The organism is Moritella sp. 36 (assembly GCF_018219415.1).
Classification (GTDB): domain Bacteria; phylum Pseudomonadota; class Gammaproteobacteria; order Enterobacterales; family Moritellaceae; genus Moritella.
The window spans coordinates 82,724-95,772 of sequence record NZ_CP056120.1 but is presented as its reverse complement, the minus strand read 5'-3'; the positions used below and the strand labels follow the sequence as shown (position 1 = coordinate 95,772).

Here is a 13,049-nt window from a genome sequence, read left to right as displayed (position 1 = left end):
AATTAATCGATAGTGTTATCACTATTCTAATAAAGCACGCTTATAGCCACAGCTTTTCTGCGGACAAATAAGTTGTTTTCCATTACTGGTTTTTTTTTCAACTAAAATTGCCCAATGACACTCGGGGCAAGTTTCTGAAATTGGTTTGAAATTAATAATGTATTTACACTTAGGATATTTATTACAAGAATAAAATATTTTTCCGAAACGTGATTTTTTCTGCATCAAATCACCCGACTTACACTGCGGACAACATATACCAGTTTCGTCTGGCGTTTCTGTTTTAGACATGTAACTGCAAGTGGGAAATTGGGTACAACCAATAAAAAAGCCATAACGGCCACGTTTCAATACGAGTTCATGCTGACACTCAGGGCATTCGGAACCAACCAACACTTTGTCATCTTCGAAATGTGATTGATTTGATAGCGGGCGTGAATACTCACAAGTAGGATAATTATTGCAACCTAAAAATGGCCCTGATTTGGCATTTTTAATACTTAACTCAGCACCACATTGCGGGCACGTCTCGTACTCTTTTTCCAAGGCATGTTCATGAACTGTAAATAGTTTGTCGTCATTTTTAGACATTTGAACAATTTTTAAGTAAATAATTGATGGGCGGATTTTATCAAAATTGACATTTTATGCCAGTAATTAATATAATTTAAATCACCCAGTCACTGATTATCGAGTTTTAATGCAGGTAATTATGCGCTTTAGCCTGTACTAATTCTTCCATCTGTAAATATGCTGCTTCACCGTTTGGCACATTAAATAATACCATTAAGATAACCCATTTAATGTCCTCAAGATCCAAATTGGTATTCTCAAGTTCAATTAAACGTGCGATGGCCATTTCTCTAGTTTCAATATTAAGCACGTCAATATGCTCTAAAAATAATAAGAAACCACGGCACTCGGTGTTTATATAAAGTTGCTCGGCCTCTGTATAAATCCGCATTGAACTCACACTCGAAACTTGCAGATGAGTTTGAACCCCACCATTTCGTAATTCGACTAAGTTTTCAATCCATGTAATTGCTTTATGAATTTCAGCTTCAGCAAAACCAACCTTAATTAACTCACCGAGTAAGTCATCTCGATCAACTAAGAACTCAGATTCATTTTGTTCATAAAAGTTTTCGAAAAGATAAATAAGTATATCTAGCATTAGCCCCTCCGTTGCGATCTCACATAACCACCGGGCACAACACACACCCAATTATCAAGTTCCAGTTCAATTAAACTCGTTAATACTTGGCTAACAGGTTGTTGGCTGTGCTCAGCAATAATATCTGCTGTCGTTACTTCATAACCGACACTATCTAAGATAATTTGATTTGGCAATGAAACAGTCTCAGGAACGGCACTGAATAGGTCTGTTTGCTCAGAATTCGTACTTACATTTATATATGTGAGTTCATCGGTAATATCACTAATTTGAGTAATTAGTTTTGCCCCTTGTTGGATCAAATAATGACAACCTGCAGCCATCGGATTATCAATTGCGCCAGACAAAGCAAAGACTTCACGGCCTTGATCTACGGCATAACGAGCCGAAATTAATGATCCGCTGTTTAATGCAGCCTCAATGACCACAACACCAAGTGAGAGGCCACTAACAATGCGATTACGACGGGGAAAGTGTTCCGGTCTCGCTTGAGTAAAAGGGCTAAACTCAGAAACTAACGCCCCCTGTTCCCTAATCTGTTGTGCTAATTGCTGATGACGCTTAGGATAAATATTGGCTAACCCAGTACCTAAAACGGCAATGGTATGCCCTTTCGCTGCTAATACACTACGATGACATTCACTATCAACACCAATCGCAAGGCCACTGGTAACCACTAATCCTTCTTGCACTAATCCGGCTGCAAAACTGTGTGCATGCCGCTTGCCATAATAACTTGGATCTCGAGTACCAACCATGGCAATTTGTGGCTTCGATAATAACTCAACATTACCTTCTACATACAAAAGTAAGGGTGGAGAACCAATATTTTTTAATGTCAGTGGATAATCACTTGAGGTAATAGGGATAAGATAACGTTCAGGTTCATCCGCAAGCCAATTTAAGGTGCTCTCAATAGCCTGCCAATCGGGGTTTAGAATGCTCTGTTGCTGCGCTGTATCCAAACCAAGTGATTGTAGATACAGAACAGAACCAGTAAATAATCTAGTTAACGATGTTTTTTTCAATAACCTTAGCGCCCTACTACCACCAATTTTGGGGACGTCGTATAGTGCTAACCAATATTTATCTTGCTCATTAACCATAATTACACTTACACCCTAGTTATCATAAGTTACTTACCTTATCATTCAGTTTAATCACTTGTGAGCTATGTGTAATAAGTGCAAGGCTGACTTTGTCGTAAACTTTGAACACCATCATTTCTCCGATCCGTTCATCTGGGAGCTGTAACTCATTTTTGTCAGAAAAAAGTTTATCATATTGATTAACTTGATCGTCATAATTAAAGTCAAGGTCTTGTTCACGACGAATGATAGTCTTACCGCGTTTTAATACCGCAAAAACATCGCCAGCACCGACACTATCACGCCAACCTCGATTAATGATCACCACATCGTTTTTACCAATAGTACTGTATTTTTCATCCGCAGCGACAATGACACCATCACTCGCTAATTGAAAATTACGCGGCTGAAAATATACAGGTAAGCGATCTTGCTCAGGCATAGGGAGCAATCGATCACCTTTACGTGCCTCTTTCGCGCTTTTTAAAATGGATAATTTCGCTGGAATCGTTTCCGTTCCAGTATTCACAACGCGAGCAATGGCTATAAACTCCACTTCATTACCCAATTTTTCATTCGTAACAGGGTCGATATAAATACGACCTCGGCGATAAACACCATATTGACCCGGTTTTAAAGAACTGGATGCAAAAATACTATGACCAACAATGAATGTCGTATTACCGTCATTATTGCCTAAGATCACAGGGGCATGTTTTAATCTTTCATCCGCTGCGACATAATCACGACTTAAAAAAGAATTGATCAATTTTAACGGTATAGTCGGTATTGCTCGACTGCCTTTTAATTCAGGTCGCGCTTTAGGAGAAACTTTTAAAATACGCTTGCGCATATGATTACGCACTAAACGAGGTTCGCCATCAACAAAGATTAATTGTAGTTTATCGCCGGGATAGATAAGATGCGGATCATCTAAAGCAGGATTAGCATCCCATAATTGTGGCCACCGCCACGGGCTTTGCAAATATTTGCTCGAAATATCCCAAAGCGTATCACCTTCTTTGACGATGTATTCAGTGGGGTATTGGTTTTTTAAGTTTAAGCTATCAGCATGCGCTAAAAAGGGTAAAATAGCGGCTAAAGCAAAGATCAAACGACGTTTTATGGACATATCCTTTCCTAATTGTTGTTTGAACGCTTATATTTATAGTGATTATTGTAACGTTTTACGTCAAAATTAAGCGTTATTTGAATCCATTCAAAATAAGAAAGTACCATGGCTATATTAGAAGTTTTACATTTTCCTGATGATCGATTAAAAAAAATTGCTCAACCTGTGCAGGAAATCACATCAGCGACACAAATCATCATCGATGACATGCTCGAAACCATGTATGCCGAAGAAGGTATTGGTTTAGCCGCTGTACAAGTTAATATTTTACAACGTATTGTCGTTATCGATGTGTCAGGAACACGCGATGAGCCTCTAATCCTTATCAATCCAGTCCTCACCAACAAATTCGGTGAGACAGGTATTGAAGAAGGCTGCCTATCGGTACCAGAATCACGCGCTTTTGTGCCACGCGCAGAAAGTGTAACAGTGACAGCATTAGACCGTGATGGTGAGCAGTTTACACTAGAAGCCCATGATTTATTAGCCATTTGTTTACAGCACGAAGTGGATCACCTAAACGGTAAACTCTTTATTGACTACCTATCACCGCTAAAACAGCAAAGAATTCGGAAAAAGCTCGAAAAGCTAGCTCGTAAAGATAAATAAGAATACAAAATAGGAATTAACCTTGACCAAACCATTACGCATTATTTTTGCCGGCACCCCTGATTTTGCCGCAAAACACCTCTCTGCATTACTAAATTCAGAGCATGAAGTGATCGCGGTATATAGCCAGCCAGATCGCCCCGCAGGTCGCGGAAAAAAATTAAAACCAAGTGACGTAAAACAACTAGCAGTTAGCCATGACATTCCTGTTTATCAGCCTGTTAGTTTACGAAATGAAGAAGCACAGCAAGAATTGGCTGCCCTAAACGCCGATTTGATGGTCGTGGTTGCTTACGGTTTGATCCTGCCACAAGTAGTGTTAGATACACCGCGCTTAGGTTGTATCAATGTGCATGGTTCACTATTACCAAGATGGCGTGGAGCGGCACCAATCCAACGTGCAATCTGGGCCGGAGATGCTGAGACAGGCGTCACTATCATGCAAATGGATATAGGTTTAGATACGGGTGCCATGCTACACAAAGTAACTTGCCCAATCGCGGATGATGAAACCAGTGCCAGCTTATATGACAAACTTGCCGAGCTTGGCCCACAAGGTCTATTGGAAACATTAACGCAGATCAGTAACAATACTGCAGTAGCTGAAGTCCAAGATGATGAACAAGCAAACTATGCAGCTAAACTTAGCAAAGAAGAAGCAAACATCAACTGGACACAATCAGCTGTTGCTATCGAACGTCAAATCCGCGCATTTAATCCTTGGCCTGTGAGTTACACACAAATTGCCGAGCAAAATGTGAAAGTTTGGCAAGCAAATGCGACTGAAGATGTGACGGACGCACAGCCTGGCACGGTTCTAACCGCAACAAAACAAGGCATTCAAGTGGCAACAGGGAATGGCATATTAACGTTATTAAACCTGCAACTTGCGGGCAAAAAAGCCATGCCAGTTCAAGATATACTAAATGCTCGTAAAGAGTGGTTTACTGTTGGTCAATTACTAAATTCTATTTAATACCTATGACCGCTTAATAGTATTAAGCGGTTTTACCTCGGATACATATATATGAAAACCAGAGCTAGCGCTGCAAAAGTACTTTACCAAGTTGTTGATAGAGGTCAGTCATTGACGACAGCCTTACCAATTGCTCAGCAATTATTACCAGCCAAGGATCGTGCTTTACTACAGGAGATCTGTTACGGCGTATTGCGCTGGTTACCACGTCTTGAATTTATTAGTCGCCAACTAATGAGCAAACCATTAACGGGTAAACAAAGACCCGTGCATTTCTTAATTCTGGTTGGCTTATATCAATTAAAATTCATGCGTATTCCAGCACATGCTGCAGTAGCTGAAACCGTAAACGCAATTAAGGTATTAAAATCACATAAACTCAGTGGTCTGGTGAACGCTATTTTACGTAATTACCAACGCCAACAAGATGATCTAGAAAGCCAAGCTGACGGTAATGACGCGTGTAAATTCGGTCACCCAGGCTGGTTAATAAAACGCATTAAAGCCGCTTATCCAGAGCAATGGCAAGATGTATTAATGGCCAACAATGAACGTCCGCCAATGTGGATACGAGTTAATCAGCAACATCATAATCAAGCTGATTATCAAACATTGTTAGCAGCAGACGACATCACCGCAGATATCGTAGATAGTGCGGATTCAGCATTACGTTTAGAGAAGCCGACTGATGTTTACAAACTAGCTGGTTTTGCAGAAGGTCATAGCTCTGTTCAAGATGGCGCAGCGCAATTTGCGGCGCAATTCTTAGACGCACAACCAGGCGAATTAATTCTTGATGCTTGTGCTGCGCCAGGTGGTAAAACAGCACACATTTTAGAACGTCAACCAGCCCTAAAGCACCTTGTCGCTGTCGATTTTGATGCAACACGCTTAGCTAGAGTTCAAGAAAACTTAACTCGTATGCAATTAGAAGCAGAGCTTATCCATGGCGATGCAAGCAAACCTGAGGATTGGTGGCAGGGTGATAAGTTTGATCGAATTTTATTAGATGCACCTTGTAGTGCAACGGGCGTTATTCGTCGTCATCCCGATATCAAATGGTTACGTCGTGATAGCGACATTGCACCATTAGCCCAATTACAGTCTGAAATTTTAGATGCCATGTGGCAGCAACTTAAACCTGGCGGCACATTATTATATGCAACCTGCTCTATTCTACCGGTAGAAAACAGCGAACAAATCAGTTCATTTGTTGATCGAACTCCGGATGCAACGCTGATCCCATTAACAGCCGACAGCGACAATCAAGCATCAAACTGGCAGATCCTACCCAATACCCAAGGCATGGATGGCTTTTTCTACGCGAAGTTACAAAAAAAAGCATAGCTGAATAGTCTCTATAGCCAACTGATTAATTAGTATCACTTGGCTATAAACCATTGGCGTTATTCAACTTTAGCTTAAACAAGCGTAGAATAGCATTATCAAAACAGATCACGACAATTTTATTTGGTGCGAGGTTAAATGAAAATTATCATTATCGGTGCAGGCCAGGTCGGCGGCACGCTGGCTGAAAACTTAGTAGGTGAGAATAATGACATTACTATTATCGACCGCGATGGCGACAGCTTAAGAAACTTACAAGATAAATTTGACCTGCGCGTTGTTGAAGGCCACGGCGCCAATCCAGACGTACTACGTGAAGCTGGCGCACAAGATGCAGATATGTTGGTGGCAGTGACCAACAATGATGAAACCAATATGATCGCTTGTCAGATTGCTTACACCATGTTCAATACCCCAAATAAAATAGCTCGGATCAGAAATGAATCCTATCTTAATAACAAAGAGACCCTGTTTAATAATCGCGCGATTGCAGTGGACCATTTGATCGCACCAGAGCAGCTAGTGACCGACTATATTAAACGCCTCATCGATTATCCGGGGGCATTACAGGTCGTTAACTTTGCCAATAACAAAGTGGGTCTCGTGGCAGTAAAAGCCTACTATGGCGGTCCATTAGTCGGTAATGCGTTAGCGGCATTACGTGAACATATGCCCAATGTGGAAGCCCGCGTTGCTGCTATCTTCCGCCAAGGCAAACCGATCCGCCCACTGGGTACAACGATTATTGAAGCCGATGACGAAGTATTTTTTGTTTCTGCAAGTAATAATATTCGCGCCGTGATGAGTGAATTGCAAAAACTGGAGAAACCGTATCGCCGTATTATTATTGCCGGTGGTGGTAATATTGGCGCTGCATTAGCGGGTCGTTTAGAGCGTGATTACTCAGTCAAATTGATTGAGCGTAATATCACCCGTGCCGAAAAACTATCAGAAATGCTTAATAATACCATTGTATTCTGCGGTGATGCCTCCGATCAGGAACTGCTCAGTGAAGAACACATTGACCAAACAGACGTATTTATCGCGGTCACCAATGATGACGAAGCCAATATCATGTCTGCCATGTTAGCCAAACGGATGGGTGCGAAAAAAGCCATGGTGCTGATCCAGCGCGGTGCTTATGTGGACCTAGTGCAGGGCGGCACTATCGATATTGCCATTTCACCACAACAGGCCACTATCTCTGCGTTATTAACTCATGTTCGTCGTGCTGATATCGCCAATGTCTACTCATTGCGCCGTGGTGCCGCAGAGGCGATTGAAGCTATAGCCCATGGTGATAAATTAACATCGCGCGTTGTCGGTCGAACTGTAGGGAGTTTAAAACTACCAACAGGTACCACCATTGGTGCAATTGTACGTAATGACGCAGTCCTAATTGCTCATGATAACACCGTGATTGAACAAGATGATCACGTAGTGATGTTCCTAGTTGATAAAAAGTTCATCCCTGATGTAGAGAAACTTTTTCAACCCAGTCCATTCTTCTTATAACATGCAAAGAAACTTGTTTAATGGTTAACTTCAAACCCGTATTGTTCATGGCAAGTGTGGTGTTACGCGCGCTTGCTTTATTTATGATTGCACCTTTGGTACTGGCTTTGTCTACCGATGGCCATGGCGCGCCTGAATTTTTCAAATCTATTATTATCACCACCATAGCATCCGGTTTATTCTGGCATAAAGGCCGCTCAAACGTTTTCCGTCTTGGTATACGTGAAATGTTTTTACTGACCACGTGTGTGTGGATAATAGCCTCCGCATTTGCCGCCCTGCCGCTCATGTTGATCCAACATATTAGCTATACCGATGCCTATTTCGAAACCATGTCAGGTATTACCACCACAGGTTCAACCGTACTCTCAAATTTAGATACAACGGCACACAGTGTGTTGCTATGGCGCTCGATTCTACAGTGGTTAGGTGGCGTAGGTTTCGTGGTTATGGGGGTAGCAGTCCTACCTTACTTAAACGTCGGTGGTATGCGCCTATTCCAAACAGAGTCATCTGACTGGTCTGATAAAAACACCACCAAAACCCAGCATACAGCGGCTTACGTTATGTATGTCTATTTAAGCTTAACCATACTTTGTTATTTTGGTTACTTAGCTGCTGACATGACGAGTTTTGAAGCCCTCAATCATGCAATGACAACCCTATCGACAGGCGGCTACTCGACCTCAGATCAATCAATGGCACACTTCTCGAACGCAGCGCAATGGAATGGTACCTTCTTTATGTTTTTAGGGGGGTTACCATTTTTACTCTTGATCAGTGCAATTCATCGTCGCGATATCAAAGTACTTATCAATGATGCGCAGATTATCGGTTTTGGAAAGCTAATACTCGTAATGACAATAATGATGTCGTTATACCTGTGGCAAAAAGATGTTTTTGATCTGACCGACGCGATCAGAATTAGTATGTTTAACATAGTATCAATAGTAACATCGACTGGTTTTGGTTTAACAGATTTCGGCACATGGGGTGAATTTACAACTGTCTTGTTTGCAGGTTTGATGTTTACTGGTGCTTGTTCTGGCTCAACATCTGGTGGGATAAAAATATTTCGATTTCAAATCGCCTTCACCTTATTCCGTAAGCAGATGTCACAATTAGTCCACCCATCAGGGGTATTTAGACAGCACTACAATGGACGTAATGTAAATGATGTTATTGTACGATCTGTGGTTGCTTTTGGTAGTGCATTTATTGCTACAGTTTCGATACTGGCAGCCATACTCAGCATAATAGGTTTAGACCCGATCACCAGTATTACCGGTGCAATCACCGCAGTGGCTAATGTGGGTCCAGGGTTGGGTCCTGTCATTGGCCCATCAGGTAACTTTGCTAGTTTACCTGATACCGCAAAATGGGCGCTTAGCTTAGGCATGTTGATGGGGCGATTAGAGATTATGACAGTATTAGTGCTCGTAACCCCTGCATTTTGGAAAAGTTAAAGTATAAGAGTGCTAACTGATTATTCTAATAAGTTAGCACTGCTTTTCTCAATTAACTCAACAGGTAATGGTTTTTTAACTTCGACGCCCAGCTCTACAAACTGCTGCGCTTGTTTAATTAAATTGCCCTTACCTGAACTTAAACGTTTCATCGCTGAATCATAACTATCTTGTGCTTTATCTAACGCTGTTCCCATGTCTTGCATATCGTGACTAAATAAACGCAGTTTTTCATAGATCCTACCAGCACGCTCTGCGATTAATTGTGCATTCTGGTTCTGACGTTCGTAACGCCATAAATTATCAATGGTACGTAATGCAACTAACAAATTGGTTGGACTCACTAACATGATATTATTATCCAGTGCATACTTCATTAAACTTGGGTCAGCTTCTAATGCCGCTATAAATGCCGGTTCTACCGCCACAAACATCAGTACATAATCTAACGTTTTTAAGCCTTGTAACAAGTGGTAATCTTTACGCCCAAGTTCACGAATATGCCCACGAATAGAGGTTACATGCTCCTGTAACGCTTGTTTACGTGTCACTTCATCGTCAGCATTAAAGTAACGCTCGTAAGCCGTTAATGACACCTTAGAATCAACCACAACATCTTTATCTTGTGGTAAATGAACAATCACATCAGGTTGAAAGCGTTTGCCATGCTCATTATTCAAGCTTACCTGAACATCATATTCATGCCCTTCCCGTAAGCCAGATTCAGATAAGATCCGCGCTAAGATAACTTCGCCCCAATTACCTTGCTGTTTGTTGTCCCCTTTCAGGGCTTTAGTTAAATTAGCCGTTTCGCTAGACATCAATTGATAAACTTGCTGCAAACGAGCAACCTCAGATTGTAAGCTGTGGCGCTCTTTCGCTTCGTTAGAGTAAACATCTTGCACTTGCTGTTTAAATCCTTCGAGCTGCGTTTTTAATGGCGCTAAAAGCAATTCCACACTAGACTTGTTTAGTTCTTTGAAATTGTCGGTTTTACTATCAAAAATTTTATTTGCGAGGTTTTCGAACTGCTGTTGTAAGCGTTGTTCAGATTGTGCTTGCAGTGCCAGTTTTTCTTCGCTAGCCTGGCGTTCAGCCTGTAAACGAATGTCACTTTCACGTAATCGTGACATTAATTTAATTAACTGGTTGTTTTGCGATTCTAATTTTAATTTATTAGCATCATGCTCTTTCTGCAATTGGTCATTAGCATAATTAACGTTATCTAATTGTTGTTCTAATAACTCAACTTCATGATTTAAAGTTTGCATCGATAAGTTGGCTTGCTGAGTTTTACGAATTGCAACTAAGCCAAAAATAATCGCGATACAGCTAACGACAATATACGGAAATATGGATAACAGAGAATCAAAAGTCATAAGATACATTAACTACGAAAAAAAGAGCTGTGTGACAAGGCGCGATCAAAATAAAACCATACTGCAAGGCAGCCAAGGTAAATAAAGAAAATGATCCATTTATGATAATTAACACCGCTGTCAATGGTGGTAAATGGTACATCACCAATCACACTGTATAACCAAAGAGTCAGCGGAAATAATGCGAAAACCAAAAGTTTCCACATGATCTTTAACGTCGGACGGTGTACAGTTATCGCTTTCATTAACATAGTCCTAAATATCAGCGTAAATAATACTGAAAAGAGATGATGATGTTAGCCTAACCTGCTCAAGATTAAAACTAATCCATTAAGGTTAATCATAATCAGTGCACATTTCATCAAAATAATACGGATTAATTCATTATCCCCCTTGAAACGAGAAAAAATACCCCAACTTGTAATTTTCAGTTATTTTTTGTCAAAATAGGGTTAATAACTCTATATCACGGACAATTAAAATGTCTATTATGCTAATTAATTATAATCCGAATACGAAATAGGTAATATATATGAGCGATTTTATGAATGAAGGCCAAGTTGCCTATTTCAAAGAAAAACTAGAAACAGAGAAACAAGAGATTTTATCTCGAATTGAAAACCAATCAACTAACGTCGTCATCTCTGATAGTAATGAAATGGCTGATGAGATTGATCGTGCGGCAATGGAAGAAGCACATCGCCTCGAATTAAACCGGATTGACCACGATAAATTACACATAAAGATAATAATTAAGGCTCTACGTCTTATCGACAGTGGCGATTATGGTTATTGTAGTAACTGTGGTGATGAAATATCGATTAGACGCTTACAAGCACGTCCTGAATCACAGCTATGCTTAGAGTGTCAGTCAACGAAAGAATTTACTGATCACAACTTATACCGTCGTTAATCCTAAACCCAATCGAATAATCAACTCTGGTCGTTATCAATAAAATGATCACAGATGGAAAGCAATAATAAACCAATGTTATTGCTTTCCTCATTTATCGTTCCGTATTAATCTGTAATCTCTTTCACCCAAACCGCCATAGGAATACAGCGATGTTAAAGCTATTGCCAGTCAATTTTAAAAGAATCAGTTTATTGTCACTACTTGTCACCAGTGTTGCATTAAGCGGTTGTAGTGATGATGAATCAGGTAAAATCAGTCTGGGTTTATTCACAACTAAAGATATTAAAATCAACACATTTGTAGATCCAAAGATACCAGGCGTCACTTGTCATGTTAGCCATATTGAAGCTAATTTGGATTTTTCTGATCCGTCAGATATGGGGATCGCATGTCGCCAAACAGGTGAAATTACAGCGGCAATGCTAGCAACCATTGATATCTCAAAAAGCGGCGAAGTGATCTTTAAGCAATCAAAGAGTATCTTATTTAAATCACTCAAGATCCGTCGTATTTATGATGCTGATAGCCAAAGTCTATTGTATGTCTCGTACTCAACAAAAGAGATTAATGGTAGCTACAAGCATTCATTATCCACCGTACCACTGTGGGCAACCAAAGCGTGGCAACAGCCAACGACTCTTAAATAACAACCAAATTAAAAACAATAAAGCCACTGTTGTCAGTGGCTTTATTCGTCAGTAGGATAATGCGCAAGAGCTAAAATGCAGTTATAACGCCCATCCCAATCACTTCAGAAAATAGCAACAATACCGTTGTCAGCGACACTAAATTAGGTGTGTACTCCTGTTTTGTATAGAGCGGAATAGTCCAAATAGCTAACGCCAATAATAAAATAACAGCTCGGTAAATGACGAACTCTTGGATCACCGTCATCTGACTTGAATCGGCATTAAGCCCTGCAACAATCAATAACCCAAGCATCAGTAGTACACTACTCGCGATACCAACAACGGGTAAAATAACATTAAATGCTTGTAATCGATGTTTTGCACGTAATAAGATCACATGCGCAAATACAGCACCAAGTAACACGGCTTCTAACAGTAATAACGGCTGCTGCTGTTGCCACAGTACTAATAACCCAGTAATGACAGCAAGTGCAATTGGTAATCGTAACCAAGTACTTGGAATTGCACGTTTGCCTTCTAAGCGAGACTGAATTAAATTTTGTATAATACCGATAAATACCGCAATGCCACCAACAATCAAAGTCGGCGCTGTCGCATACTCTTCAATGCCTGTCATTAACCCAAGCGCTAATACAGCCCAAATTGAGATCATATTTTCAGTAATACGCTTACGCTGGCCAGGACACACTTCACCTTTTACTAATACTAATGCTAGGAAACAAGCTGCCGCTATTGGCATCATTACAATGATTGGATAAATTTGTTGGTAGAAACTGATTTCAGTCACGCGAAAACCC

At 40.5% G+C, this 13,049-nt stretch carries 14 protein-coding genes; 7 read left to right on the top strand and 7 right to left on the bottom strand.

Translation table 11 applies throughout. The features are described 5' to 3' along the window. Positions 1-21 precede the first annotated feature (21 nt). The 4 genes from HWV03_RS00440 to HWV03_RS00425 all read right to left on the bottom strand — a co-directional run bounded on the left by HWV03_RS00440 (position 22) and on the right by HWV03_RS00425 (position 3,394). On the bottom strand, positions 22-591 hold the full coding sequence (locus HWV03_RS00440; protein ID WP_211678039.1) for a DNA topoisomerase family protein: 570 nt from the start codon (positions 589-591) through the stop codon (positions 22-24). A gap of 106 nt (positions 592-697) precedes the next feature. Continuing rightward, positions 698-1,174: a DUF494 family protein gene (locus tag HWV03_RS00435; protein ID WP_211678038.1), complete on the bottom strand. Its 477-nt coding sequence runs from the start codon at positions 1,172-1,174 to the stop codon at positions 698-700. Beyond that, positions 1,174-2,280, bottom strand: a complete 1,107-nt coding sequence (gene dprA, locus HWV03_RS00430) for a DNA-processing protein DprA (protein ID WP_211678037.1) — start codon at positions 2,278-2,280, stop codon at positions 1,174-1,176. Before dprA ends, HWV03_RS00435 begins: the two co-directional genes overlap by 1 nt. 22 nt (positions 2,281-2,302) lie before the next feature. Beyond that, positions 2,303-3,394 (bottom strand): LysM peptidoglycan-binding domain-containing protein, encoded by a 1,092-nt coding sequence (locus tag HWV03_RS00425; protein WP_211678036.1) that lies wholly within the window; start codon positions 3,392-3,394, stop codon positions 2,303-2,305. Between the two features lie 105 nt (positions 3,395-3,499). On the opposite strand from HWV03_RS00425, the gene def reads away from it, so the two are divergent. The 5 genes from def to HWV03_RS00400 all read left to right on the top strand — a co-directional run bounded on the left by def (position 3,500) and on the right by HWV03_RS00400 (position 9,307). Next, positions 3,500-4,003 carry a peptide deformylase gene (gene def / locus HWV03_RS00420; protein ID WP_211678035.1) on the top strand — a complete coding sequence of 168 codons (504 nt, stop codon included), beginning with the start codon at positions 3,500-3,502 and terminating at the stop codon, positions 4,001-4,003. A 22-nt stretch (positions 4,004-4,025) separates the two neighbouring features. Continuing rightward, positions 4,026-4,979, top strand: a complete 954-nt coding sequence (gene fmt, locus HWV03_RS00415) for a methionyl-tRNA formyltransferase (RefSeq protein WP_211678034.1) — start codon at positions 4,026-4,028, stop codon at positions 4,977-4,979. A 51-nt stretch (positions 4,980-5,030) separates the two neighbouring features. Further along, positions 5,031-6,326, top strand: a complete 1,296-nt coding sequence (gene rsmB, locus HWV03_RS00410) for a 16S rRNA (cytosine(967)-C(5))-methyltransferase RsmB (protein WP_211678033.1) — start codon at positions 5,031-5,033, stop codon at positions 6,324-6,326. A 138-nt stretch (positions 6,327-6,464) separates the two neighbouring features. After that, entirely contained in the window at positions 6,465-7,841 is a 1,377-nt protein-coding gene (gene trkA / locus HWV03_RS00405) for a Trk system potassium transporter TrkA (RefSeq protein ID WP_211678032.1), read from the top strand. A gap of 20 nt (positions 7,842-7,861) precedes the next feature. Next, positions 7,862-9,307, top strand: coding sequence for a TrkH family potassium uptake protein (locus HWV03_RS00400; protein ID WP_211673607.1), 1,446 nt, complete (start codon positions 7,862-7,864; stop codon positions 9,305-9,307). Between the two features lie 20 nt (positions 9,308-9,327). Here the strand turns inward: HWV03_RS00400 and rmuC are convergent, their stop codons facing one another. Continuing rightward, on the bottom strand, positions 9,328-10,686 hold the full coding sequence (gene rmuC / locus HWV03_RS00395) for a DNA recombination protein RmuC (RefSeq protein ID WP_211678031.1): 1,359 nt from the start codon (positions 10,684-10,686) through the stop codon (positions 9,328-9,330). 8 nt (positions 10,687-10,694) lie between these two features. Next, entirely contained in the window at positions 10,695-10,931 is a 237-nt protein-coding gene (locus tag HWV03_RS00390) for a hypothetical protein (RefSeq protein WP_211673605.1), read from the bottom strand. 287 nt (positions 10,932-11,218) lie between these two features. On the opposite strand from HWV03_RS00390, the gene HWV03_RS00385 reads away from it, so the two are divergent. Continuing rightward, on the top strand, positions 11,219-11,599 hold the full coding sequence (locus HWV03_RS00385) for a TraR/DksA family transcriptional regulator (RefSeq protein ID WP_211678030.1): 381 nt from the start codon (positions 11,219-11,221) through the stop codon (positions 11,597-11,599). Positions 11,600-11,751: 152 nt separating this feature from the next. After that, entirely contained in the window at positions 11,752-12,249 is a 498-nt protein-coding gene (locus HWV03_RS00380) for a CreA family protein (RefSeq protein WP_211678029.1), read from the top strand. Positions 12,250-12,319: 70 nt separating this feature from the next. Here HWV03_RS00380 and HWV03_RS00375 read toward each other — a convergent pair whose 3' ends face one another. Next, complete coding sequence (locus tag HWV03_RS00375) at positions 12,320-13,039, bottom strand: hypothetical protein (protein ID WP_211678028.1); 720 nt, start codon at positions 13,037-13,039, stop codon at positions 12,320-12,322. Positions 13,040-13,049: the final 10 nt, after the last annotated feature.

Excerpts from the sequence above, each read along its gene's own strand:
- HWV03_RS00400 (WP_211673607.1), top strand. The coding sequence starts at position 7,862 with ATGGTTAACTTCAAACCCGTATTGTTCATGGCAAGTGTGGTGTTACGC.
- HWV03_RS00385 (WP_211678030.1), top strand. The coding sequence starts at position 11,219 with ATGAGCGATTTTATGAATGAAGGCCAAGTTGCCTATTTCAAAGAAAAA.
- rsmB (WP_211678033.1), top strand. The coding sequence starts at position 5,031 with ATGAAAACCAGAGCTAGCGCTGCAAAAGTACTTTACCAAGTTGTTGAT.
- HWV03_RS00440 (WP_211678039.1), bottom strand. The coding sequence starts at position 591 with ATGTCTAAAAATGACGACAAACTATTTACAGTTCATGAACATGCCTTG.
- dprA (WP_211678037.1), bottom strand. The coding sequence starts at position 2,280 with ATGGTTAATGAGCAAGATAAATATTGGTTAGCACTATACGACGTCCCC.
- HWV03_RS00435 (WP_211678038.1), bottom strand. The coding sequence starts at position 1,174 with ATGCTAGATATACTTATTTATCTTTTCGAAAACTTTTATGAACAAAAT.
- HWV03_RS00380 (WP_211678029.1), top strand. The coding sequence starts at position 11,752 with ATGTTAAAGCTATTGCCAGTCAATTTTAAAAGAATCAGTTTATTGTCA.
- rmuC (WP_211678031.1), bottom strand. The coding sequence starts at position 10,686 with ATGACTTTTGATTCTCTGTTATCCATATTTCCGTATATTGTCGTTAGC.
- HWV03_RS00390 (WP_211673605.1), bottom strand. The coding sequence starts at position 10,931 with ATGAAAGCGATAACTGTACACCGTCCGACGTTAAAGATCATGTGGAAA.
- def (WP_211678035.1), top strand. The coding sequence starts at position 3,500 with ATGGCTATATTAGAAGTTTTACATTTTCCTGATGATCGATTAAAAAAA.
- trkA (WP_211678032.1), top strand. The coding sequence starts at position 6,465 with ATGAAAATTATCATTATCGGTGCAGGCCAGGTCGGCGGCACGCTGGCT.
- HWV03_RS00425 (WP_211678036.1), bottom strand. The coding sequence starts at position 3,394 with ATGTCCATAAAACGTCGTTTGATCTTTGCTTTAGCCGCTATTTTACCC.